This window comes from Shewanella sp. Isolate8 (assembly GCF_022398495.1).
In the GTDB taxonomy this organism is placed as follows: Bacteria; Pseudomonadota; Gammaproteobacteria; order Enterobacterales; family Shewanellaceae; genus Shewanella; species Shewanella aquimarina.
Window position 1 is genome coordinate 687,918 of record NZ_JAKEVI010000002.1, and the last position, 23,552, is coordinate 711,469.

General features: G+C 52.3%; 21 protein-coding genes. 11 read left to right on the plus strand and 10 right to left on the minus strand.

Annotation, left to right across the window (positions count from 1 at the left end; translation table 11 throughout):
• Positions 1 to 45: 45 nt before the first annotated feature.
• Together L1D43_RS12210 and L1D43_RS12215 are read left to right on the plus strand one after the other, a co-directional pair.
• Entirely contained in the window at positions 46 to 1,557 is a 1,512-nt protein-coding gene (locus L1D43_RS12210) for a sodium-dependent transporter (protein WP_239851904.1), read from the plus strand.
• A complete protein-coding gene (locus L1D43_RS12215) occupies positions 1,554 to 1,670 on the plus strand; it encodes a MetS family NSS transporter small subunit (RefSeq protein ID WP_152619090.1) in 117 nt (38 codons plus the stop codon). The genes L1D43_RS12210 and L1D43_RS12215 overlap by 4 nt, the downstream gene beginning before the upstream one ends.
• A 21-nt stretch (positions 1,671 to 1,691) precedes the next feature.
• Here the strand turns inward: L1D43_RS12215 and L1D43_RS12220 are convergent, their stop codons facing one another.
• Positions 1,692 to 2,576: a LysR family transcriptional regulator gene (locus tag L1D43_RS12220; RefSeq protein WP_239851905.1), complete on the minus strand. Its 885-nt coding sequence runs from the start codon at positions 2,574 to 2,576 to the stop codon at positions 1,692 to 1,694.
• 152 nt (positions 2,577 to 2,728) lie between these two features.
• On the opposite strand from L1D43_RS12220, the gene L1D43_RS12225 reads away from it, so the two are divergent.
• The 5 genes from L1D43_RS12225 (at position 2,729) to L1D43_RS12245 (ending at position 8,662) form a co-directional block, all read left to right on the plus strand.
• Positions 2,729 to 3,088 (plus strand): DUF413 domain-containing protein, encoded by a 360-nt coding sequence (locus tag L1D43_RS12225; protein WP_041509058.1) that lies wholly within the window; start codon positions 2,729 to 2,731, stop codon positions 3,086 to 3,088.
• 3 nt (positions 3,089 to 3,091) lie between these two features.
• Positions 3,092 to 4,126 carry a glutathione synthase gene (gshB, locus tag L1D43_RS12230; RefSeq protein WP_041509057.1) on the plus strand — a complete coding sequence of 345 codons (1,035 nt, stop codon included), beginning with the start codon at positions 3,092 to 3,094 and terminating at the stop codon, positions 4,124 to 4,126.
• The gene (locus L1D43_RS12235) at positions 4,113 to 6,104 is read left to right on the plus strand and encodes a flavohemoglobin expression-modulating QEGLA motif protein (RefSeq protein ID WP_239851906.1); all 1,992 of its coding nucleotides are present in this window, start codon (positions 4,113 to 4,115) and stop codon (positions 6,102 to 6,104) included. The genes gshB and L1D43_RS12235 overlap by 14 nt, the downstream gene beginning before the upstream one ends.
• 323 nt (positions 6,105 to 6,427) lie before the next feature.
• Positions 6,428 to 7,090: a phosphatase PAP2 family protein gene (locus L1D43_RS12240; protein WP_239851907.1), complete on the plus strand. Its 663-nt coding sequence runs from the start codon at positions 6,428 to 6,430 to the stop codon at positions 7,088 to 7,090.
• Positions 7,091 to 7,222: 132 nt separating this feature from the next.
• Positions 7,223 to 8,662, plus strand: coding sequence for a methyl-accepting chemotaxis protein (locus tag L1D43_RS12245; protein ID WP_239851909.1), 1,440 nt, complete (start codon positions 7,223 to 7,225; stop codon positions 8,660 to 8,662).
• Positions 8,663 to 8,668: 6 nt separating this feature from the next.
• Here the strand turns inward: L1D43_RS12245 and L1D43_RS12250 are convergent, their stop codons facing one another.
• The 5 genes from L1D43_RS12250 to L1D43_RS12270 all read right to left on the minus strand — a co-directional run bounded on the left by L1D43_RS12250 (position 8,669) and on the right by L1D43_RS12270 (position 13,272).
• The gene (locus L1D43_RS12250) at positions 8,669 to 9,553 is read right to left on the minus strand and encodes a DMT family transporter (protein WP_239851911.1); all 885 of its coding nucleotides are present in this window, start codon (positions 9,551 to 9,553) and stop codon (positions 8,669 to 8,671) included.
• A gap of 220 nt (positions 9,554 to 9,773) precedes the next feature.
• Entirely contained in the window at positions 9,774 to 10,622 is an 849-nt protein-coding gene (gene kdsA, locus L1D43_RS12255) for a 3-deoxy-8-phosphooctulonate synthase (RefSeq protein ID WP_011866701.1), read from the minus strand.
• A 71-nt stretch (positions 10,623 to 10,693) separates the two neighbouring features.
• On the minus strand, positions 10,694 to 11,971 hold the full coding sequence (locus tag L1D43_RS12260; protein WP_239851912.1) for a DUF819 family protein: 1,278 nt from the start codon (positions 11,969 to 11,971) through the stop codon (positions 10,694 to 10,696).
• 126 nt (positions 11,972 to 12,097) lie between these two features.
• A complete protein-coding gene (locus L1D43_RS12265) occupies positions 12,098 to 12,886 on the minus strand; it encodes a tetratricopeptide repeat protein (RefSeq protein WP_239851913.1) in 789 nt (262 codons plus the stop codon).
• Positions 12,886 to 13,272, minus strand: a complete 387-nt coding sequence (locus tag L1D43_RS12270) for a SirB2 family protein (protein WP_239851914.1) — start codon at positions 13,270 to 13,272, stop codon at positions 12,886 to 12,888. Before L1D43_RS12270 ends, L1D43_RS12265 begins: the two co-directional genes overlap by 1 nt.
• 122 nt (positions 13,273 to 13,394) lie before the next feature.
• Between L1D43_RS12270 and L1D43_RS12275 the strand changes: the two genes are divergently transcribed.
• Positions 13,395 to 13,826, plus strand: coding sequence for a GNAT family N-acetyltransferase (locus L1D43_RS12275; RefSeq protein ID WP_239851915.1), 432 nt, complete (start codon positions 13,395 to 13,397; stop codon positions 13,824 to 13,826).
• 133 nt (positions 13,827 to 13,959) lie between these two features.
• On the opposite strand, the gene L1D43_RS12280 is transcribed toward L1D43_RS12275, so the two are convergent.
• The 4 genes from L1D43_RS12280 to hemA form a co-directional block, all read right to left on the minus strand.
• The gene (locus L1D43_RS12280; RefSeq protein ID WP_041509158.1) at positions 13,960 to 16,791 is read right to left on the minus strand and encodes a TonB-dependent receptor; all 2,832 of its coding nucleotides are present in this window, start codon (positions 16,789 to 16,791) and stop codon (positions 13,960 to 13,962) included.
• Between the two features lie 692 nt (positions 16,792 to 17,483).
• Entirely contained in the window at positions 17,484 to 18,326 is an 843-nt protein-coding gene (gene prmC, locus L1D43_RS12285) for a peptide chain release factor N(5)-glutamine methyltransferase (protein WP_239851916.1), read from the minus strand.
• Positions 18,327 to 18,364: 38 nt separating this feature from the next.
• A complete protein-coding gene (gene prfA, locus L1D43_RS12290) occupies positions 18,365 to 19,450 on the minus strand; it encodes a peptide chain release factor 1 (protein ID WP_239851917.1) in 1,086 nt (361 codons plus the stop codon).
• Between the two features lie 13 nt (positions 19,451 to 19,463).
• Positions 19,464 to 20,714, minus strand: a complete 1,251-nt coding sequence (hemA, locus tag L1D43_RS12295) for a glutamyl-tRNA reductase (protein ID WP_239851918.1) — start codon at positions 20,712 to 20,714, stop codon at positions 19,464 to 19,466.
• A gap of 320 nt (positions 20,715 to 21,034) precedes the next feature.
• On the opposite strand from hemA, the gene lolB reads away from it, so the two are divergent.
• The 3 genes from lolB (at position 21,035) to L1D43_RS12310 (ending at position 23,546) form a co-directional block, all read left to right on the plus strand.
• Positions 21,035 to 21,673 carry a lipoprotein insertase outer membrane protein LolB gene (lolB, locus tag L1D43_RS12300; RefSeq protein WP_239851919.1) on the plus strand — a complete coding sequence of 213 codons (639 nt, stop codon included), beginning with the start codon at positions 21,035 to 21,037 and terminating at the stop codon, positions 21,671 to 21,673.
• A gap of 4 nt (positions 21,674 to 21,677) precedes the next feature.
• Positions 21,678 to 22,532 (plus strand): 4-(cytidine 5'-diphospho)-2-C-methyl-D-erythritol kinase, encoded by an 855-nt coding sequence (ispE, locus tag L1D43_RS12305; protein WP_239851921.1) that lies wholly within the window; start codon positions 21,678 to 21,680, stop codon positions 22,530 to 22,532.
• Positions 22,533 to 22,598: 66 nt separating this feature from the next.
• Complete coding sequence (locus L1D43_RS12310) at positions 22,599 to 23,546, plus strand: ribose-phosphate pyrophosphokinase (protein ID WP_041509157.1); 948 nt, start codon at positions 22,599 to 22,601, stop codon at positions 23,544 to 23,546.
• Positions 23,547 to 23,552 lie beyond the last annotated feature (6 nt).

The following is a 23,552-nucleotide window of genomic DNA, read 5'->3' on the forward strand; positions in this document are numbered from 1 at the left end:
AGCGTCTAGAATTATTCTTAAAAGGCGCGAGGCTCGAGGTGATAGATGAAACGAGAGCAGTGGAACTCCAGGGTAGGTTTTATATTGGCGGCGGTCGGTTCGGCCATAGGACTGGGCAACATCTGGCGCTTCCCCTATATGGCCTATGACAACGGCGGTGGCGCCTTCTTTATTCCCTATCTGTTCGCCATGCTCACCGCCGGCATCCCCTTTATGATCATGGAATTTAGCCTGGGCCATAAGCTGAAGAAGACCTCGCCACGCATCTTCGCCCAGCTCGGTCATACCCTCGGTTTCAGGCTCGAATGGCTCGGCTGGTTCCAGGTGTTCATCGCCGCGGTGATCGCCGTCTATTACGTGGCCGTAATCGGCTGGACCCTCTCCTATCTCGGCTTCTCCTTCAGCCTGGCCTGGGGAGACAATCCCAATGACTTCTTTTTTAATCAATATCTTAAACTAGGAAACAACTCACCTTCCCATCTGGGCGACTTTCAAGTCGGCATAGCCATCGCCATGAGCATCGCCTGGCTGATGACCTTCATGGCGGTCTTTACCGGGGTAAAGGGGGGGATTGAGCGCGCCAACAAGATCATGATGCCCGTGTTGTTTATCATGGTATTGGTGCTGATAGGTCGCATCCTGTTTCTACCTGGGGCGCTATCTGGGCTCAACTATCTGTTTGAGCCAGACTTTAGCCGGCTGCTGGACACCCAGGTATGGTCCGCCGCCTATGGCCAGATCTTCTTCACCCTCAGCGTCGGCTTCGCCATCATGCTCGCCTATTCCAGCTACCTGCCCAGCAAGGCCGACATCAACAACAACGCCTTCATGACGGTGTTGATCAACTGTGGCTTCTCGATTCTGGCGGGCATACTTATCTTCGGAGTGCTGGGCTACATGGCCGAGGAGCAGATGAAGCCCCTGACCGAGGTGGTCAGCTCGGGCATAGGCCTGGCGTTTGTCACCATACCCACGGCGATCAACCTGATGCCGGCCCCCTACATTCTGGGGCCACTCTTCTTCATCGCCCTGGTGATCGCCGGATTAAGCTCGCACATCTCCATCATAGAAGCGGTCACCAGCGCGGTCATCGACAAGTTCCATGCGCGCCGCAGGCCCGCCGCGGTACTGGTATGCAGCATTGGTTATCTGGTTTCCATGGCCTTTGCCACCAATGGCGGCCTACTGCTACTGGATCTGGTGGACTACTTTATCAACAACATCGCCCTGCTGCTGAGCTGCCTGCTGGAGCTGCTGATCATCACCTGGCTGCTGAAGGTGACTGTGATTCATGAGCATGCCAATGAAAACTCCGAGTTCAGGGTCGGCGCTTGGTTTGTCGTCTGCCTACGCTTCATCAGCCCGGCTATCTTAGCCACCATACTGATAAAGAATCTCTACAACACCTTAGTCAACGGCTATGGCGATTATCCCATTGCCGATCAGCTTTTCTTAGGCTGGGGCTTAGTAGGCACCATGCTCTTCTTCGCCGTGCTGATTAACTTCACCAGCAAATCGCCAGGCTATCCAGATAAACACCCGGGAGACAAGTCATGAGTCAAAGTGCCCTTATCATGATGCTGCTTGCCTTAAGCCTGACCTGGGGCGGCGCCGCCTTCTGTATCGGCATCGCCATCAGGCGCAAGCAGAGGGATGAGGCCGACGATTAATCAACCTCCTCAATTCGATTGTCAGCCAAGCTGGCCGATCTGTTGCAGGCTGAAGGCGGTCAGGGGGTCTATCTCCTTGACCAGCTCCTCAATCTTGATGATCGCCTCCAGCGAGCCGCTGTCTTTGCGGTAGGAGAGATAGATGGGGCGATTCCAGGGCTCTACCCCTTCGACGCGATAAAGCTGACCCGACTGTAGAAATGGCTCCACGATCGACAGCGGCAGATAGGCCGACCCCGCCTTATCCAGAATAAAGTCCAGGGCGATACGTCCGGTAGAGGTACGCAGGTAAGGTGGCGGCATACGATAGTGTCTCTCTGCATGCTCCGAGGCGAAACGTGTCCCCCAATCCACATAGACATATTTTTCGCTCAGGGCTTCTGACTGATCGCAGGGACGGGTCGAGACCAACACCAAGATAAGATCTGCAACCTGTTTGCACACCAACTCCTCCGACTTAAGCGGGTCAAAGGCAAAGGCCATATCTAAGGTGCGCTCAAGTAAATTACGGTTTAGCTGCTCGCGACTGAGCGCCTCGGCCAGAAAGCCATAGCCGCCGAAGGCGTCGGTCACCTTGCTCAGACAGTGCTGCAAATAGGCATCCCAAATATTGGGCGTACCCGCCATGGTCAGTTGCAACGCCTTGTGATTGGTCAGCGCCAGCTCGTTCTTCGCCTGCTCCAAGGTACTCACCATCACCTCGGCATAGGGCACCAGGCGCTCGCCCGAGGTGGTGAGTTGAATGCTGTTGCGATTACGCACAAACAGGGCGGAATCGAAGAAGGACTCCAGTTGCTTAATCCGGGCGCTCACCGCCGCCTGAGTGATATAGAGATTCTCTGCCGCACGGCCGAAATGCCTTGTTCTGGCCACCTCTAGAAAGGTCTTAAATACTTTGACGTCCATTTTGGTCTCTCGGTCAATTTCACCGAGAGAATAACAACTAATCCTAATGGTGACGATAAAAAAGTTTTGTTTCTCTTTTAACGACAAAAATCATAATTTCGCGATCGAAAAACCCTGTAGTTACAGCGTTGCTATCACAGTGAGAGGTTGTTATGTCAGAAGAGTCATTTCGTTTTGGTCAAAAGCGTTTTTTTGATGACAAAAACTTTCCCCGCGGCTTCAGTAAGTCCGGAGAGTTTACCTTGTCTGAAGCTGAATTGTTAAGCCTATATGGCGACACTATGCAAGCCTTTGAGGCAGGCGATCTTGAGCCTGAAACTGCAGAGGAAAAACACTTTGTTAAGGTACTGAAACACCCCAACAAGGCAAATACCAAGCTTGAGCATGTATGGCTGAAGTACATCAAGCTTACCCGCGAACCCAAAAAGTTCCACACCCTAAACAGCACGAGCAACAAGCGTGTTGAGCAGTATGAATATGTGGAATCTCCCCCTGAAGATGAGGTTGCTTAAAGAATGCACATCTGTTTTTTGATGTACCCGTGGGAGCGTATCGATCCTGAATCAGATACCACCCTGAGATTAGTTCATGAGTGCGCGCAGCGTGGTCATACCGTTGCCATCACCACTACCAGTGGGCTGACCATTCGTGACAGTAGCGTCTACGGGTTTTGTCAAATCATCAAGAAAGGGATGAAGATATCGGACAACATTCCCCGCTTTTATCGCACCGCCGAATTTCATAAGGCGCGCCTGCCCATGGCCGGCTTCGACTGCATCTTTATGCGCGCCAATCCGCCACTGGATAACCTGGCGCTCAACTTCTTAGATTCGGTCAAAGGCGACACCCTGATCATCAATGATCTCGAGGGACTCAGAGTCGCCAACAACAAACTCTACACCGCCAGCATGAGCGGTGCGGCGAGCCAGTACATTCCTACCACCCATGTGTCGAAGAACCGCGACTACCTGCAAAGGGTACTGGAAGAGAGCGACAGCGATAAGATGATCCTCAAGCCACTGAACGGCTTCGGCGGTCATGGCGTTATCGTGATCGAAAAGAGCGCACGCCAAAACTTCAGTTCACTGCTGGACTTCTACATCGGCACGGATGAACAGAGCAACTATGTGATCCTGCAAGATTACATCGAAGGTGCCGAGGAAGGCGATAAGCGTATATTGATGCTCAACGGTGAGCCCATTGGCGCCATGCGCCGCGTGCCAGCCTCGGGCGAGTTCAGATCTAACGTCCATGCCGGCGGCAGCGTGGTCAGACACACTATTACACGTGAAGAGCGCGAGTTGTGCGCCGCAATCGGCCCAAAACTGGTGCGCGACGGCCTCTACTTCACCGGTCTGGATGTGATCGGCAATAAGCTGGTCGAGGTAAACGTCCTCAGTCCGGGCGGCATCACGCGTATCAACAAACTCAACCGCGTACGTCTGCAGAAACAGGTGATCGATTTCGCCGAGAACATCATCAACTCCAAAGAGCTATTGATGCAACGTAAGAGTGCATATCGTCAAGCGGTAGAAAATGCAAACCTATAGTCTCGACCAGATGCTCTCCCTGATTAAACGCGGGGAGACATTCTCAGGCCAGCTGGCCTCCTCCGGCTGTGTGATCACCATCCAAGAGTATCTGCCCGTCGTGTGCACCGCGATTCATGCGGGGCACAACCTGCGCCCTGAGTTGGTCAAGCAGTGCCAGCTCAGCGCCGAGGAGCGTTACTTCGAAGAAGATCCCTTCACCGACGAGGTGATCGCCTCGCAGCCGATCACCCTGGCGGGCAGCGATTCGCGCTTCGAATACGATCTCAACCGCCCCAAGAGCCTGAGTACCTATTACAAGTCCGCCTGGATGAAACAGGTTTGGCGCAAGCCGCTAAGCGCCAAGCAGCGCGCCATCAGCCATGCCAAGCACCAGGATTTCTATCGCCTGTACGAGGCCTTGATCGCCAAGCTTGAGAGCATGTTCGGCATGGTGATCGTGTTCGACCTGCATTCCTACAACTACAAGCGCATCGAGAAGCCCACGCCCGTATTTAACATAGGCACCTCGCAGATCGATATGGAGCGCTGGGGCAGCGTGGTCCACAAGTTCAAGCGAGAGCTGAAGACCATCACGCTGCCCAACATAGAGCTGGATGCCGAACTGGACGTGGCCTTCGAGGGTCGCGGCTACCTGATCGCCCACACCAACGCCCGCTTCGACCGCACCTTAGTGTTGCCGACGGAGATCAAGAAGGTGTTTATGGACGAGCTGACCGGTGAGGTCTACCCCATAGTGCTGGACGATCTTAAGCTGGGGCTGAAAAACGCCTTTAGTGCCACCAGCGCCTACTTCCAGCGTAAGCTCAATCGTCAAAGCAAGACCCGCCGCGCCGACATGCTCAGCAGCGCCATCGAGCCCGAGGTACTGGAGATAGATGCCGCGCTGTTCCGCCTGGCGCAGAAGGTCGACACCCTAAAATATGTCAACCCGACCAACCTGGCGGCCGAACGTCGACGCTTCATGAAGGCGCCGAGTCGCTTCAAGCCAAACTTCGCCTATCGTCAGCTCCCCATAGATGCCAACGAGTTTAAATATCGCCTCTATCGTCTGCCCATAGACAATATTGCCGATCCCGCGCTCAAGCAGCTCTACAAGGATATCGTCAACAAGCTGGGCGAACAGATAGACCTCTTGACCAGTGTCGGCCAGGAAGGCTTCGTCTACAACTCGCTGCGTTATCATGGCCGCCCGGATAAGAGCGCGATTGCCAACGCCAAGTTCCTGCTGTACGCCAAGGAGATCCCCGAAGATAGAGGGGAAAGCCTTAACGCCCAACAGGTATGTGAGCTGATGAAGCAGAGCGCCGAGCAGTGGCAGATGCGCTGTAAGATAGGCCTAAGCGGCGCCATCGTCGCCCGCGCCATGGTCAGCTCTAACCCGGCGCAGCTGGCGATCAGCAGCCATGCCCAGTTTCACGAGAGCGAGGTACAGCGGCTGATCCAGCATGAGCTGGGGGTGCATATGGCCACCACGCTCAACGCCAAGCAGCAATCGCTCAAGGTGTTGCGTCTGGGACTGCCCGGCTCGACCTATACCCAGGAAGGCCTGGCGATCCTGGCCGAGTTGAAGGCAGGTTTCATGGCACATTCTCGTCTCAATACTCTGGCCGCGCGTGTGCTGGCGGTTGATTCCATGCTCAAGGAGCAGGACTTCTACCTCACCTATAGCTATCTGATCGATGAACTTGAGATGGACAAGGACGATGCCTTTGCGACCACGGCCCGTGTCTATCGCGGTGGAGGCTTCACCAAAGATCATCTCTACCTGAGTGGCTTCCTCGACATGTTGCACCTGTCTAAGACCCGCAGCCTGGACAACCTGCTCGTGGGTAAGACCAGCGTGCAATACCTGGATCTGCTCGATGAGCTGGTGCAGCGCGACTGGCTGATTCCACCTAAGTACAACGTCTTCCCGACCAGTAACTTAGAAGATAGCCCTAGCCTCAACTACCTGATCGAGAGCCTGCGCACTTGATCCTCCGTCATGGTGGCTAGGCATCGCCTAGCCACCATGACGCTCACCTTCTCACATCCTCTGCTCACCTCGCTAGCCTACAGGCAGGTTTACCAAGCCATTGCCGTGAACATCACCATTCGCTTAGCTATTGCCTTGTCCAACTCAGCTCAGCTCAGCAGAGACTAAAGCTGAGGGTTGGGCTGAGGGTTGGGCTTAGGGTTGGGCTGAGGGTTAAGCCGAGAGTTGTGCCAAGAGTTGCGCAGACTGTGAGGCAACAAGCTTTGCAAGCCCTCAGATTTCCCTTAGGCTAGAGCTTCCTTCTCCCATAGATACACAAATCCATGCTAAAACACCTCTTTCCCAGTAGCCCCAAAGGCGCCCTGCTGCTCTATGGCCTGCTACTTGCCCTGGTGCTGATCTCGGTTCATTTTATCGACCGCCAGCTGGCCGATCTGATGCATGCACAAGAGCTCTCTCACCCAGGGTTAAAACTATTGAGTAAGATGCCGCTGCTTCTGGAGTTTCTCGCGGGGCTGACTATTTTCGCCTGCATTAGCGAGCGATTTCGCGCCAGGTTTCAGGCCCTGGCACTGGAACTGGTGCTCACCCTAATATTTGCCTTCTCCATTCGCTGGGTCGCCAAATGGAGTTTCGGTCGCACCTGGCCTGAGAGCTGGATAACCCTGGGCGATGGCCATAATCCCTCTTGGGTCGCCGATCGCATTGAGGCCTTTCATCCCTTTGCCCAGGGACTTGCCTACGACTCCTTCCCCTCGGGTCATGCCCTGCTGACCTTCGCCCTCGCCTTCACCTTCTGGCGCCATATTCCCAAACTGATGCTCCTCTGGATAGGCTGCATGCTGGCCGTCATCGCCGGGCAATTGAGCCTGAACTATCACTATCTAGGGGATCTGCTCGCCGGGGCCAGCTTTGGCCTGCTCGCCAGCCAATTGGCGCTGACGCTGCCCCCTTGGTTCAAGGGACGCATGGGAATCTCGACCTAGGCTAGATCTATGTAAAAAAAACGTTAAACCATCCTGTATTTATTAGTAAAAAAGGCGTAATTTTAAGGGTGTCGCCGCATTTTATTCTACTATTGTCTAAGGCCTCAGCCTTAAATTGAGACGGAAAAAACTATGAGAGAAGTTAATTTTCGCACCATAGACAAACTCTTCATCAAGATGTCTATTAACGATAAATTCTGGGTCATCGGGGCGCTATTTTTCATCGCCATCACCTGTCTCGGCGTCAGCCGCTACCAGGAGAGCATAGACACCATAGAGCAAGGCTCCATGATGGCGCTAGAGGGCGAACTATCGGGCATGGTTCGCGCCCTAGAGGCCAGCGGCCAAACCGATAAGTTTGCCAGCCTGAATATCCAGCAGAGCGGTCAGGTCAGCTCCAGCCGCACCCAAGACAGTATTACCGCCGTGGTGCGCAGCGCTTCGGGGCAGAGTCTATCCCTGACGCAGAATGTCGCCAGCCGTGAGCGAGACGCCAGACAATCGGCCCTCTACAGCCTGCTGCTGACCTATCTCTGGTTGCTGCCCTTCTCCGTCCTGCTCTACTGGAACGCCACCTTTATCGGCGGCGCCCTCTGGGTGCTGTGGACCACCACCAAGAATATCGCCAAGGGCGACCTAACCTCGCGCCTGGGCTTCCACCCGGGCCGCGACGAGTTTGGTACCATAGGCTGTGCCCTAGATAACGCCATGGACACACTCACCGAACTCGTAGTGACGGTCAAGGATAGCGCCGAGACCTTGCATAACACCGCCAGTTCATTTGCCTCAGAAAACCAAGAAAGTGAGCGCCAGATAGAGCAGCAGTATCTTTCTCTCGACTCTGTAGCCACCGCCATGGAAGAGATGACGGCTTCCGCCGGAGAGGTATCCAACATCTCCAATAGCTCGGTGGAAAAGGTAGAGCAAAACTCGCAATCTGTGCGCCAGAGTTACGAGCGGGTGCAGAAGGCGATCAAGGATATCGAACAGCTCTCGGGCTTCATCGAGCAGACCTCAGACTCGGTTAGCACCCTCAAGGTCAACGCCACCAAGATCAACGAGGTGATCACCACCATCAACGCCATCTCGGAGCAGACCAACCTGCTGGCGCTCAACGCCGCCATCGAGGCAGCCCGCGCCGGTGAGATGGGCCGCGGCTTCGCCGTGGTTGCCGATGAGGTAAGAACCCTGGCCAGCCGTACGCAGTCAGCTACGGTAGAGATCCAGGCGATGATCGAGAACCTGCAGCAGGAAACCAACAATATCGACAACATCACCCAGCGCACGGTTAAGCAGGCCCAATCCAGCCAGTCGCTGATCACCGAGATAGGCACAGACGTCAGCGCCATCAACGAGTCATCGCAATCGGTGATCGACATGAGCTTCCAGATAGCGGCTTCCTCGGAGGAGCAGAGCGCTGTGGCCAACGATATCGCCTCGGAGCTGAGTGAGATTAGACAGCAGGCTAACGTGATCAAGGAGCTGGCTAACCAGTCTTCAATCGGTGTCAGTCAGCTATCACACGCCTCTGAGAGTCTGGGCACCATCCTGGCCCGCTACCAGACCGCCTAAGCTAAATCATCCCCAGATCACCAAGATGGCCGCCACTGCGATAAGCAGTAAGGCGGTCATCTCCTTCGGCTTGACCTTCTGTTTAAGATAGCCCCCCGCCACGATTAGGGTAAAGAACACCTCTACCTGGCCTAAGGTCTTCACATAAGGCACCGCCTCTAAGGCCATGGCACTGAACCAACCGATAGAACCCAAGCAGCTGGTGATGCTGATGGCCAGAGTCAACTTAGGCCTGCGCCAAAGGGCGGCCAGGGTCTGACGGTCCCGCCACCAGAAAAATAGCAACAAGATGACTGTCTGCAGGCTTATTACCCAAAACAGCACCCAGGCGGCTCTGTGAGGAAAGGGCAAGGCCAGCACCAGGCTCGCCTCTCTGACCCAGAGTGAGGTGAGCGCAAAGGCGCTGCCACAGGCAAGCCCCAGCAGTAACACTTGAGGTGAAAGTCTGGCAACGCCCGCCCCCTTGCTCATCAAAAGTACGGCCACTGCGCCAATCACCACGCCGAGCCAGCCAAGTAAACTTAACTGAGTACCAAAAAACAGCGCGCCAAACACCGCGGCGACAATTGCCTCACTCTTGGCCAGACCCGCCCCTATGGCGAAGTCTCTTAGCTGAAACAGCTTCACCATCAAACCCGTGGCCACAATCTGCATCAAGGCGGCGCCGAGCACGAAACTCCAGAAAGGGGCGGGAAACGGCAAGGCGCCAATGGCCTGTTCAGGCGGCAGCCAGAGATAGAGGGCCATGAGATAACAGGCGGCGATAGGACCCGCCCAAATAAAGCGCGCCAGCGTCACCCCGGCGACCTTGACGTCACGGCTAAGCTGGCTCTGCAAGGCGTTACGCCAGGACTGCATGAAGGCGGCGAGAAAGGTAAATACGATCCACATAGGCGCTACTCAAATAAAGGGGGTATTAGACTAGCGCTTAAGCTGCCTTGGTGCGAGTGAAAATGGCTCATGGACAGTGAGTCATGTGATTAAGCTTTAGGACGATGGCAGGCTAAAGCGCAGGTGCCTGAGACAATTTAACGAACAACAAAAAGCCCCGCACAGGCGGGGCTTCAGCATTATGTCGACCTCGATTTCCAGCAGTCTGAGTAAAGCTAGCTTACTTGCTGGTATCGATTGGTGCGAACGATTTCACCAGATCGTCGATCGCCTTCATCTGGGTCAAATAGTTTTCCAGCTGATGCAGTGGCAAGGCACATGGGCCGTCACACTTAGCATTGTCTGGATCCGGGTGCGCCTCGATAAACAGACCCGCCAGGCCCAGCGCCATGCCGCTACGAGCCAGCTCTGTGGCCTGGGCACGACGACCGCCTGCGCTATCGGCACGTCCGCCTGGACGCTGCAGGGCGTGGGTCGCATCGAAGATCACTGGGTAACCCGACTGCTTCATCTCATCCATGCCCAGCATGTCAACCACCAGGTTGTTGTAACCGAAGCAAGAGCCGCGCTCACACAGGATAATCTCGTCGTTACCCGCCTCGTTAAACTTGGTGATGATGTGGCGCATCTCATGGGGCGCCAGGAACTGTGGCTTCTTCACGTTGATGATGGCACCTGTCTTGGCCATGGCCACCACAAGATCTGTCTGACGCGCCAGGAAGGCCGGTAGCTGAATGATATCCACCACCTCGGCTACAGGCTGACACTGGTACGGCTCGTGCACGTCGGTGATCAGTGGCAGATTAAAGGTGTCTTTGATCTCCTGGAAGATCTTCAGTCCCTCTTCCATGCCAGGGCCGCGATAGGAGTTAACCGATGAGCGGTTCGCCTTGTCGAACGATGCCTTAAACACATAAGGGATCCCCAGCTTCTGAGTAACTTCCGCATAGGTCTCGGCGATCTGCATGGCCAGGTCTCGCGACTCGAGCACATTCATGCCACCAAACAGGACAAAAGGCTTGTCGTTTGCAATTTCAATGCTACCTAACTTTATGGTTTTATTACTCATCGCTACTTCTCTCTTAAGAAGCCGGGGCAACCCCGGCAGGAATCAAATACGTTAGTGCATTTCGAGCCCTATTACTGGGCTACGACCTGCAAAATCTGACCACACACCCAGGCCATATAGGTGCCTACAGCATAGCCTAATACGGCCAGGAGTACACCGACAGGTGCCAGAGCCGGATGGAAAGCTGCGGCCACCACGGGCGCCGAAGCGGCACCGCCCACGTTAGCCTGACTGCCCACCGCCATATAAAACAGCGGTGCACGAATCAGCTTGGCCACCAGCAACATGAAACCGGCATGGACGACCATCCAGATGATGCCGATGGCGAAATACCAGAGGTTGGCCGGGTCGAACAGTTTCAACACATCCATATGCAGGCCGATAGTCGCCACCAGAATATAGAGGAAAGCCGAGGCGACCTTAGAGGCGCCAGCCGCCTCGAGATGGCGCACTGGGGTGAACGACATGGCCAGACCTATGGTGGTCACTGTCACGATCAGCCAGAAGAACTTAGACGTCAGGCTGTAGTCGCGGGTCCAGGGATAGTTCGCCTCGAAGAAGGGCCCCAGGAAATCGGCGATCACATGGGCAAGACCCGTGATACCGAAGCCCACGGCGACGATCATCATCAGATCTCTCAGGCTGGCGATACGGGCATTTTCGGCGTGATACTTTTCCACCTTCAACTTAAGCGTCTCGATGGCGCGGGTATCGGCGCCAGTCTTAGCATCGATCTCCTTGGCCTTAGAGGCCATAAACAGCAGCACGGCCATCCAGATGTTGGCCACGATCACATCGACCGTCACCATGATAGAGAAGATGTTGCCACCGGCCTCGTAGATTTCCTTCATCGCCGCCTGGTTGGCGCCGCCGCCGATCCAGCTACCGGCCAGGGTGGTCATGCCGCGCCATACCGCGTCGGGGCCGCTCACCCCGAGGATCTCTGGGTTGAGGGTCGACACGATAAGCAAGGCGATGGGGCCACCTATCACTATGCCGACTGTGCCGGTTAAAAACATCACAATCGCCTTGGGGCCCAGGCTTAGGATCGCCTTGAGGTCGACACTTAAGATCAGCAGCACCAGACAGGCAGGCAATAGATAGCGGGAGGCGACAAAGTAGAGGTTTGACGTATCGCCATCCAGAATATGGAATGAGTTAAGCAGTGAAGGCAGGAAGTAGCACAGCAGCAGCGCAGGAATGAAACGATAAAACTTCACCCAGAATGGGTGTTGGCTGCTGTTGGTGTAAAACACGAATCCTAAGATCACCGCCAGCAGGCCCAGGCCCGTGGCGTCATTGGTGACTAAGGCTGCGGCGTCATTGCTGACTAATGCGGTACTACTCATCTCATCTCCCTTTTATTTTTCTATTCGTTATTTATTGTTGTAGTTATAGCGATGGCCGCAGGCAGCTTGTGGCGCCCATGGTAAATTTAGCCCCGGGTCAGGCCTTACCGGCCTGGCCCCTGAGGGTTAATGATAGACCTCAACCTCGTCGTTGAGCTCTTTTAACTGTAATTTGACCAGCTCGGTCACTGGGTCGTGGGGACTGTTATCGACAAAGTGTCGTAGGTCCGCCGCCGCGACGCTGATACAACCTAGCTGCTGGGCGATAAAGGCCCGCTCCCGGTTAAGATTCAGGTCATCTTCGTGCCACTGCAGCAGCAAGTTACAACACTCCATGGCGCTCTCAAACTGGCTCGCCAAGATGGCTCCGGCCTTGAGTTCGTGCAGCATGCGTGACAGCAGGCGCTTGAGGCTCGCGGGCTTAAGATAACGCGGCTTAAAGGGCGCGCCATTGCCTAACTCGCCGCGCACCAACACATGCAGTTGATGACGAGTCAGCGATTGCCCGGTGAGCGGGTCGATATAGCGCACCTTGTCGTCGATACGACAGCTTAGCACTGTGGTGCCCGGCAACAGCAGCAGCTGCAATACCAGGTCCAGTTGCTTACCCAGCAGCATAAGCACAGTCGCCAGCGTGGTACTGTTGCCCTGACGCGTGGTGATACAGCAGGCCAGATCTGCCGCCTCGATACTGAAATAGGACTCTCGTGCACAGAAGCCGAGATCCTGATAGAACCATTGCAGCAGCGCCTCAAGACGGGCTTCTCTGTCGACCAAATAGTGGCTAAGTACAGCACCCGCCAGCTCGTACCAGGCCCACTTAGCCGCTTCCTTATCGGAAAATCCCAGGTGCTCGGAAATATCAAAGGCGCTCTCTGGCAGAGAGAGCGCCTCGTTTAAGATCAGGTTTGTCATTAGCTCATTAATATTGCTTGTTTAAACATGGCAATTTTCGCAGCGTACATCACCCAAGCCAGCGCGCCCAGGGCGGCGAAGGTCTTGAAGAGTTTGTTACGGTTAGCCTTGAGCGAGATTGCCGCCAGGAAGATGTAAGCGATCACTGCGCCTATCTTCTCGGTCAGCCAGGCATCCTGCAACGGATACTGCTTGATGATGAAGCACAGGGTTAGACCGGAGAGCAGCAGGAAGGTATCGATCACATGGGGCGCAATCTTAACAAATTTCTTGTCCATGATGGCAGATTGTTTAAGATGCAGCACAAATCGTACGATAAAAAACAGCACACTCACGCTAATCAGGGTGAGGTGTATATGCTTAATAGCTGGGTATAAACTGTCCATTATATCTTCTTTCGTGGCTCACAAAGGCGCTAGTGTACCCGATCAAAGGCCGGGGCACCAATATCATACTCTTGATTCTTAGCGATAATGCCTCTAGATAATTTTCATAAAGGAAATGTCACTTGAACACAGATAGCAAAATCAACTTTACCCATGACGATTCCAGCGAATTTGCCGATACCGTCAAACAGAAAATCGCCGAATTTAACTGGCAACGTTGGGAGGTAAGCGAGCGCTTACCTCTGGGCCTAAAGCTTGAGAATGAGGCGGGCGAGCTGCTCGCCGGCCTGTCGGCTCGCACCTTCGGCAACTGGCTGATGATAGATAACTTCTGGGTGAGCGAGTCCCTCAGAGGCCAACATATCGGCAGCAAGATGCTGGCTGAAGCCGAACGTATTGCCAGGGAGCGAGGCTGCATCTATGCCATCCTGGATACCTTAAACTTTCAGGCGAGGCCCTTCTACGAGGCCAGAGGCTATCGACTGGAGTGGACCCAAGAGCAGTATCCCGCGACAGGCTGTAAATACTTCATGACCAAGCGTTTATTAAAGTAGCGCTTTTTAATTTCTGACTACAGCTAAAAACTAAGCGCATCGATAGTATTTGCTTTCTGATTTGCAATAAAAAAACCAGTTGCTTTGAACAACTGGTTTTTCTGTTTCTATAACTTACATCCTAAAAATTAGGTTATAGCTTATAGTTTGCACCTAGGAAGAATGCACGCCCGTTAGTGTCATAATAACCGTCTCCATCATAAACATATGGATTACGTGGCGGCGCGATATCGAACACATTCTTCACACCGAAACGAAGAGAAAACGATTCGGTGAAATCATATGCGCCTGTGAAGTCCCAAACTGTATGCGACGGAATGTCGTTATAGTTGTTGTTCTCAGGCTTCCAATCATTAGAGGCGACTGCTGAATGACGGTAGTTGCTTCTAGCCTCTAGGCTTAGCGCATCATATTCCCATCCAAGACTAAACATCGCCTTCCAACGTGGATCAGTATACTCACCAACATCGACCTGAAGATCTGCATCAAATCCTGTTGGATTCGTTTCCCACTTCTCTAGATATGTTGCGATAACATGAACCTTGAAGTCACCAAAATTATCCGTTGGAATATCGTATACGGCTTCAATATCTACACCCTTAACGTCAAATGACGCTGAGTTAACTGGCGATTGTACAAAGTCGATGATGTCACCAGTGGAGGCGTCACGGGTAAAGCGGCTACAGTAAACATTATCCAATGATTCAGAGTCGTAGCAATAACGAACTGCAGTAGCTACGTCAATATACTCAATCGCATCAGTGATCTCAAAAGCCCAGTAATCGACGGTTAAAGACAAACCTTCAACATAGCTTGGGGTATAGATAGCACCAATTGTGTAATCGTTAGAAGTTTCAGCTTTTAGATCTGGGTTACCAGCATTGCTACCCGGGTGATTACTTAAATACCACTCATCACTTGGGTTCCAGCCTGCAGGTAAACCAGCGGCTTGACAGTTTTTCTTACGATTCTCATTGGGTCCTAACTCGACGTTAATTTTGTCACACACGTCTGTGAAGCTAGAGAATGTTTGCCCTGCTGGGTCAAACAGTTCACTAATGTTAGGAGCTCGAACCGATTTTGACTTAGTAGCACGAATACGAAGATCTTCGATAGGTGCCCAGTTTAAGCCGACTTTCCACGCATCATCTTGACCAGCAGTGCTGTAATCCATCCAGCGATAAGCTAGATCTAGACCTAAATCATACGCAAGGAAGGTATCTGACAATAATGGAATACTAAATTCAACGGCAAGCTCAGTGACATCATACTCACCTTTCATTGGGTTAGCTGTGTTGCCAAAAATAGTACCATCGATAAGAGCCTGATCTGGTGTAGTTTCCGACTCTTCTTTACGATAATCGGCACTAAATGCAGCACTGACATATCCTGCAGGCAGCTCAAACATCGTACCATTAATCACTAAACCTGCTGTAGTTTGTGTTGTCTTCGCTGTACGACCAGCGCTCGTGCTAACCCAATCAATTGCTTCTTGGCTTGCCTGGTTCTCACCAAATAGATTTAGCGGAACACATCCAGCAGCTTGAGCATCAGCATCACGACAAACTATGCTGCCGTCTGCAGCAAAAACAGCATCTTTAGCTTGATTGTAACGATCAGCCCAAATTTCACCTTCCCAAACAGTCGTCTCATCTAGCTGACCTCGTTGAGCGTGGAAAGAGTAATCCCAATTTTCACTGATAACTCCTTCGATACCCACAAGGACACGCAGTGTTTCACGATCTTGATTATAAGTACGATTGCCAAACTCTCTATCTATACGATAAAGGTTTAGGCTTGACATACCTGTATCTGTCATCAACTGACGAGCTTCATCAGTAAGGAAAGCGTTATCCGCGTATAATCTATTGCTTGTATGGAAAACAGGTGTACTCTCACCATTGGACTGATAATCTACATAAGTAATTTCAGAAAATAACTTATGATTATCATTAATCTCATAATCGGTATTTAATGTGAACACCTTACGCTCCAGCGGCGTACGGATTTGTCCATAATCGACAGGATCATAGCCTTCACAGCTTGGTCCACAGTAGTTACCATTGTTACCCGGCCCCTCAATCAAACCTTCTCCATAATCGAAGATTTTCATGTTTCCGTCTTTATCAAAAGTATACTGCTCACCATCATTGGCAAAGAATGTACCAGCTTCATTAATCCAAGAAAGCGGTTTACGTCCATAGTATGGAATTCGTGCAGGAGCACCTTCCGACATATCAGGATTATAAATACTATTAACAGGGTTGTTTAAAAAGTCTCTGTCGGTAGGACGTAACTCTTTCTGCTTTGCATAGGTAAAGTTGAAAACTGTTGAAAGTTTGTCATCAAGAAATTCGCCGCCAGCGGTTACAGAAAATTGGCTCTCTTCCCCACCACTCTGTTCTGGTTGCGTATAAGAAGCATCAAGCTCCACACCTTGAACATCGTCACGAGTAATAATATTAATCACACCTGCGATTGCATCAGAACCGTAAACCGCAGAAGCACCTCCAGTAATGACCTCCATACGAGCAACCATCGCGGTAGGAATGGTATTCAAATCCACCGCTGAGTCACCACTTGAGCCTGCCACAAAGCGACGGCCATTTACCAAAACAAGTGTACGGTCACTACCTAGACCACGCAGGTTAGTCTTATTTAACCCGCTGGCAAAAATAGTATTATTAGAAGTTTCTGGCGAAATGCCAACAGTTGAAGACGGAAGCTTATTTAAGATATCAGCAACGTTTGTGATACCCATCTCCATCATTTGTGCACCCGTAATCACTGTAATTGGCGTTGGAGATAGCTCACCAATACGCTTAATTTTCGAACCAGTAACTTCGATACGTTCTATTTGTTGTTCTTCTTCAGCATAAACACTGGAACTTGCCAACAAAGCCACGCCAGTAGTAGCAAATAAAGCCACTCTTACCGCGTTTGATATATTACTTATTGCTGTCATATTCTTCATTCCATTAAATTATTATCACTCGATTTCCTTAATCACATCGAGTTCTCAAACTTAAATACATCAAGGAGTTAACCTGACAACAACAAACCTACCCAGTTAAAACAAATAGTCAACAATAAACACAAACAAAAAACATTGTTCTTCCAAAAACACAGCCTCCTCACTTTACTTCTTAAATTGTGCCCAAATCATAAAGCCAATAATGGACGGTTAATCAGTCTAGATTCAAAACAATCAAAATAGGGGTATAAACCACGTTCAGCGCCCCCTACAGCTGTCGATTATTTGGGCACAATGTGATTTTCGTATAGATAGGATCAAGCGCCGATATCGCAAGCGGCCATCAGATGGCCTAGACATTAGTAATACCTATAGTGATTAACACGGCCATTTGACTGAAAGTATATTCAGCCTTCTCCTTTCCCTTATGTAAGGGCAGAGGCTATCGACTGGAGTGGACCCAGGAGGAGTATCCTGCGACGGGCTGCAAATACTTCATGACTAAGCACCTGTAAATGTCGGTCAGATTGCCGTCATTTTCACGTAGTGCTCCAACACCTCTCCTATGAGCTTGGTGATTAAGGATTAACTTGTTGACTAGTGCTCATTCGGCAGTTGATAAAAAAACGCCACAGGCTCAGGCCATGGCGTTTTTTGTTTTAATCAGATAGAGACTAAGGCGGCTATCTTGGCCAGCGGCCTAAGGTACATCTGTCGTTACTACCAAAGTCACGTACCGTCGCCACGGCCTCATAACCCAGCTCGATCATCTTATCGCGCACCGTCAGGGCCTGGCCGAAACCATGCTCCAGCAGCAGGTAGCCACCGGGCGCCAGATAATCACGGGCGGCCTCGGCAATATGGAAGAGATCCGCATAGCCATGTTCACCCGCGGTGAGGGCGCTGTGGGGCTCGAAGCGCACATCGCCCTGAGACAGATGCTCATCTTCTTCATCGATATAAGGCGGATTGGAGACGATCAGATTAAAGTCATAGCGGTTGATGGCATCGAACCAGTCGCTCTGTAGCACTTCTACCTGAGGTAGCTTGAGATTGTCTCGGTTAGCCTTAGCCAGGGCTACCGCTTCAGAGACCTTATCGACCGCGGTGATCTGCCAGGTATTGCGCTCGAAGGCCAACGACAAGGCGATAGCACCTGTGCCCGTTCCCAGGTCCAACACCTTGGCATTATTTGCCAGGGGTAGGTTGAGCGCGGTTTCAACCAATATCTCGGTATCTGGACGTGGAATCAAGGTGGTGGGGTTGACCATGAAGGGCAGCGACCAGAACTCCCGCTCGCCCACAATATGGGCGATGGGCGTGCCTATCTTACGCCGAGACACCATCTGTTTGTATTCGGTCACCTGCTCACTGGTCAAACGCTCATCAGGCCAGGTGTAGAGGTAACTGCGCTGCTTATGAATGATATGCAGCAGCATCACCTCGGCATCGAGCTTAGCGCTGTCGGAAACCTCAAAAAGTTGAGTGGTTGCCCAATCGAGGGCCTGTGCTAACGTCTGAAACAAAGCTTATCCTTAATCACCTAGCGGCAATGATAGCAAGATTAACCTTCGGAAAGGGCTGCTAACATGTCGGCTTGGTTTTCTTGCATCAAGGGGCCGAGGATGGCATCTAGGTCGCCTTCCATCACCTCGTTGAGACGATAGAGGGTCAGGTTGATTCTGTGCTCGCTCACACGTCCCTGCGGGAAGTTATAGGTACGCACACGCTCCGAGCGATCACCACTGGCCACCAGGTTGCGACGTGTCGATTCCTCTTCGCTGCGACGCTTCTCATCTTCCACCGCCTGAATGCGGGCGGCCAAGACACTCATGGCCTGGGCGCGGTTTTTATGCTGCGAGCGTTGATCCTGACACTCCACCACTATGCCTGAAGGAATATGGGTAATACGGATAGCAGAATCTGTCTTGTTAACGTGCTGACCACCTGCGCCCGAGGCGCGGAAGGTATCGACCTTAAGGTCGGCAGGATTGATCTCAATCGCTTCGGCTTCTGGGATCTCAGGCATCACCACCACGGTACAGGCCGAGGTGTGCACCCGCCCTTGGGACTCGGTTTCAGGCACACGCTGTACACGGTGACCGCCCGACTCGAACTTGAGCTTGCCATAGACGCCATCACCAGAGACTTTAACGATGATCTCTTTGAAGCCACCATGTTCGCCTTCGTTGGCGTTCATGATCTCCATCTGCCAGCGGTTAGCCTCGCAGTAGCGGCTGTACATGCGGAACAGGTCACCGGCAAAGATCGCCGCCTCGTCGCCACCGGCACCGGCACGGATCTCGATGAAGGCGTTATTGTCATCTTTTGGATCTTTAGGCAACAGCAGGATCTGCAGCTCACCTTCTAGGGCTTCGAGGGTAGCCTTGGCTTCTTTAATCTCTTCTTGCGCCATCTCTTTCAGATCGGCGTCATCTTCGGCGAGCATCTCCTGCGCCGAGGCAAGATCATCTTCCGCCTGGCGGTAGGCCTTGAAGCTCTTTACCACCTCTTCGAGTTGGGAATACTCTTTGGACAGAGCGCGAAAACGCTCCTGATCGGCGATGATTTCCGCATCACTCAGCAGCGCCAAAACCTCTTCATTACGCTCCAGCAAGCCTTCGAGCTTGCGAATAACACTGTCCTTCATTTCAACGCTAACCTTAGTCTTTATCTAGTCCGAGCGCTGATCTTAATTGTCCTAGGCTGTTGAGGTCACCGCGGCGGCTCGCCTGAGTGAGCGCCTGGGTCGGAGCGTGGATCAACTTATTGGTCAACTTGTTCGCCAGTTCCAGTATTAGCTGCTCGCTATCACCACCCTGGGCCAACTTATTGATGGCTCGCTCCACCAACTCATCTTTGATTGCCATACTCTGGCTTCGGTATTCACGAATGCTGTCGACCGATTCTAACGATCGAATCCATTCCATGAATTGATGAGATTCCTCTTCAACAATTAATTCAGCTTGCTCGGCAGCCTCACGTCGGGAGGCCATATTCTGTTCAATAATGCTTTGCAGATCGTCAACCGTGTATAAGAAGGCATCGTCCAGATCGGCAACTTCGGCCTCGATATCTCTAGGAACTGCTATATCAACCAATAACATAGGTTGATGACGACGCTGCTTAAGCGCTTTTTCTACCATGCCTTTACCCAGTATAGGTAATGGGCTGGCGGTAGAGGATATCACGATATCGGCCTTAGGGAGAAAATCTGGTATCTGTTCGAGCGTAATTGCTGTGGCACCGAACTCTTCGCACATGGCTTCGGCGCGAGAAATGGTACGGTTAGCGACTATCATGGAGTCGACACCATTGTCTTTCAGGTGGCGTGCCACCAGCTCAATGGTCTCACCTGCGCCGATCAACAGCACCTTAGTGGCGCTCAGCGCCGAGAAAATATGTTTGGCCATGCTCACGGCGGCAAAGGCAACCGATACGGCGGCGGCGCCGATCTCTGTCTCGGTACGCACCTTCTTGGCCACCGAGAAGGTATTTTGGAACAGCCTGTCCATGGTCACCGCAACCGTGCCGGCCTCTTTGGCCTTCACAAAAGATTGCTTCACCTGACCTAAGATCTGCGGCTCGCCCAGAATCAGCGAGTCGAGTCCCGATGAGACACGCATAAGATGCTGTACTACCTGCTGTCCCTGATACTTGTACAGGCAAGGCAATACATCTTCGTGGGATAACTGATGATAAGACTCCAGCCAGCTGATCACATCCGCCTCGTCACCCGTGTTGCAATAGAGCTCGGTGCGGTTACAGGTTGAGACGATCACCGCCTCCCCCGTCTTAGTCCGACTGGCAAGACTCTTCATCGCTTCATGAATTTTATCAGGCGCAAACGCTACCTTTTCTCGTAGGTCTACAGTGGCTGTTTTATGATTAATACCGATTGCTACAAGGCTCATCTGACTCTTTCTGGTCTCTAGGGTCTGTTAATCTTGCGAGTTCATTGACTACCGGCACGCTGGCCCGAATCATCTCACTTAATGGCAGTCATTCTACGCAATTGAGTCGACTAAAAACAGAATACGCTTAACAAAACCGAATAATAATCTGGCTTGTCACAACTTTTTTCTATTAAACCTAAGGCTTAAAATCAAGCCCTTACTCCCGAGATAAAATTAGCCATTGCTAACCCTAGCCTAGGCTGGCAGGAATTTTGCCCCTTAGCCATTGGTATTTGTAGGCAGCCCTCGTATGATATGCGCAAGTCTTTTAGTCATAGATGAATAATTTGAACTACTTCACAAAAATATCGGCAAGCATTACAGCCTTACTCCTAATAACCCTCGCCGGCTGTGCCTCCCATAAACCGATCGACTATGCCCCCATGCAGGTAAAAAGCGCTAACCAGGCAAAGGCTTGGGAACTCCAGGGCAAGTTGGCGGTGCGCACCCCAGACGACAAATTCAGCACTAACCTCTACTGGTTCCACACCCAAACCAATGACGAGCTGACCCTAACCACTATGCTGGGCACCACAGTGATGAGCCTCAACAAGACCCCCAGCCAGGCAAGCCTGGAGATCGAAGACAAGGTGTATCAGGACACAGATGCCGAAGAGCTGCTCAGGCGCCTCACCGGCTGGTCAATTCCGGTCGACACCCTGCCCCTGTGGATCACAGGGCAGATCTCCCCCCAGGATGAAGTGGTCGCGGTGGATCAGCTAGGGCGCCCCAAGGAAGTACTCAATCACACAGGCAAGAGTCCCTGGCACGTTAGCTTCAGCAGTTGGCAAACCCAAAGCGGCGCCGAGCTACCGAGACAGCTACAGCTGCAACGTGACGAGATACGCTTAAAATTGCAGGTAAGCCAATGGCAGGCGCTGACACCGACGCCCATCAGAGCATCACAACCGGAATAGAGAAATGACAAGCAATAGATCCACCGCCTGGCCGGCACCGGCTAAGCTCAACCTGTTTCTCCACGTCAACGGCCGCCGCGCCGATGGCTACCATGAGCTGCAGACCCTGTTCCAGTTCATCGACTACTGTGACAGCCTGGATTTTGCCATCAATGACAGCGGTAGCCTTACCCTGCATTCAGAGATGGAAGCTGTTGTTGCAAATAGCGATAACTTAATTCTAAAAGCTGCAAAATCCTTGCAGGACTATACCGGCACCCACCAGGGCGCCGAAATCTGGTTGGATAAAAAACTACCAATGGGCGGCGGCATAGGCGGCGGCTCATCCGATGCGGCGACCACACTGGTCGCATTGAATCATCTTTGGAATACTCAACTGTCGCAGGATGAACTGGCTAAAATTGGTCTAGCTCTCGGCGCTGATGTCCCTGTTTTTATTAATGGTTTGGCGGCATTTGCCGAAGGAGTCGGCGAGAAGTTGATCCCGGTCGAGGCACCGGAAAACTGGTACCTCATCCTGACACCAGATGTACACGTTTCCACCGCTGAGGTGTTTAACGATCCTCTGCTGCCACGGAACACTCCTAAGCTGTCGATGGATGATTTAATGAGCAGTGACTGGCATAACGACTGCCAGGCTCGTGTCGCCCAGCAATACCCCCAAGTTGCCAAAGCATTGGCGTGGCTGATAGAATATGCGCCGTCCAGAATGACGGGAACCGGAGCATGTGTATTCGGTATCTTCGACACGCGCCAGCAGGCAGAACAAGTTTTTGCCCAATTGCCGGCAGATTTGTGCGGTTTCATCGCCAAGGGGACAAATAAATCACCATTGGCGTTGCGGTTAGCGCAGCGCTAAGTTCATGCGGGATAAGCGGTTATTATCCCGACCATTACAATGAAGCATACGCCTGAGGTCCATACAGTGCCTGACATTAAACTATTTGCTGGTAACGCAACCCCCAGTCTCGCCAAGAAGATAGCAGATCGCCTATTTTGTAAACTCGGAGACGCTGAGGTTGGCGTTTTCAGTGACGGTGAAATCAGTGTCCAGATTAACGAAAATGTACGTGGGGCGGATGTATTTATCATTCAATCTACTTGTGCACCTACTAACGATAACCTGATGGAACTTATCGTTATGGTAGACGCGTTACGTCGCGCATCTGCTGGCCGTATTACTGCGGTTATTCCTTACTTCGGTTACGCTCGCCAAGACCGTCGTGTACGCAGTGCCCGTGTGCCTATTACCGCTAAGGTTGTCGCCGACTTCCTGTCAAGCGTAGGTGTTGACCGCGTACTGACCTGTGACCTGCACGCCGAGCAGATCCAGGGCTTCTTCGATGTACCTGTAGACAACGTATTCGGTAGCCCAGTGCTGCTGGAAGACATGCTGGGTAAGGAACTGGACAACCCTGTCGTGGTTTCACCCGATATCGGCGGTGTCGTACGTGCCCGCGCCGTAGCCAAGCTACTGGACGACTCAGATCTGGCTATCATCGACAAGCGTCGCCCACAGGCAAACGTTGCCCAGGTGATGCACATCATTGGTGACGTTCAAGGCCGCGACTGCATCATAGTCGACGACATGATCGACACTGGCGGTACTCTGTGTAAGGCTGCCGAAGCCCTCAAAGAGCACGGTGCTAACCGCGTATTCGCCTATGCGACTCACCCAGTATTCTCTGGCAATGCACCTAAGAACATCGCCGAGTCTGTGATCGACGAAGTTATCGTGACCGACACCATCCCGCTAAGCGAAGAGATGGCGGCACTGGACAAGGTGACTCAGCTGACCATGTCTAGCGTCATGGCAGAAGCTATTCGCCGCGTAAGCAACGAAGAGTCTATCTCTGCGATGTTTAAGCACTAATCACAA

Bases quoted from the DNA above. Each gene is read 5' to 3' on its own strand.
- ispE (WP_239851921.1), top strand. From the start codon at position 21,678: ATGACAAGCAATAGATCCACCGCCTGGCCGGCACCGGCTAAGCTCAAC.
- gshB (WP_041509057.1), top strand. From the start codon at position 3,092: ATGCACATCTGTTTTTTGATGTACCCGTGGGAGCGTATCGATCCTGAA.
- L1D43_RS12210 (WP_239851904.1), top strand. From the start codon at position 46: ATGAAACGAGAGCAGTGGAACTCCAGGGTAGGTTTTATATTGGCGGCG.
- L1D43_RS12225 (WP_041509058.1), top strand. From the start codon at position 2,729: ATGTCAGAAGAGTCATTTCGTTTTGGTCAAAAGCGTTTTTTTGATGAC.
- L1D43_RS12250 (WP_239851911.1), bottom strand. From the start codon at position 9,553: ATGTGGATCGTATTTACCTTTCTCGCCGCCTTCATGCAGTCCTGGCGT.
- hemA (WP_239851918.1), bottom strand. From the start codon at position 20,714: ATGAGCCTTGTAGCAATCGGTATTAATCATAAAACAGCCACTGTAGAC.
- L1D43_RS12220 (WP_239851905.1), bottom strand. From the start codon at position 2,576: ATGGACGTCAAAGTATTTAAGACCTTTCTAGAGGTGGCCAGAACAAGG.
- L1D43_RS12280 (WP_041509158.1), bottom strand. From the start codon at position 16,791: ATGACAGCAATAAGTAATATATCAAACGCGGTAAGAGTGGCTTTATTT.
- L1D43_RS12235 (WP_239851906.1), top strand. From the start codon at position 4,113: ATGCAAACCTATAGTCTCGACCAGATGCTCTCCCTGATTAAACGCGGG.
- L1D43_RS12245 (WP_239851909.1), top strand. From the start codon at position 7,223: ATGAGAGAAGTTAATTTTCGCACCATAGACAAACTCTTCATCAAGATG.
- L1D43_RS12265 (WP_239851913.1), bottom strand. From the start codon at position 12,886: ATGACAAACCTGATCTTAAACGAGGCGCTCTCTCTGCCAGAGAGCGCC.
- kdsA (WP_011866701.1), bottom strand. From the start codon at position 10,622: ATGAGTAATAAAACCATAAAGTTAGGTAGCATTGAAATTGCAAACGAC.
- L1D43_RS12270 (WP_239851914.1), bottom strand. From the start codon at position 13,272: ATGGACAGTTTATACCCAGCTATTAAGCATATACACCTCACCCTGATT.
- L1D43_RS12260 (WP_239851912.1), bottom strand. From the start codon at position 11,971: ATGAGTAGTACCGCATTAGTCAGCAATGACGCCGCAGCCTTAGTCACC.
- lolB (WP_239851919.1), top strand. From the start codon at position 21,035: ATGAATAATTTGAACTACTTCACAAAAATATCGGCAAGCATTACAGCC.
- L1D43_RS12215 (WP_152619090.1), top strand. From the start codon at position 1,554: ATGAGTCAAAGTGCCCTTATCATGATGCTGCTTGCCTTAAGCCTGACC.
- prfA (WP_239851917.1), bottom strand. From the start codon at position 19,450: ATGAAGGACAGTGTTATTCGCAAGCTCGAAGGCTTGCTGGAGCGTAAT.
- L1D43_RS12240 (WP_239851907.1), top strand. From the start codon at position 6,428: ATGCTAAAACACCTCTTTCCCAGTAGCCCCAAAGGCGCCCTGCTGCTC.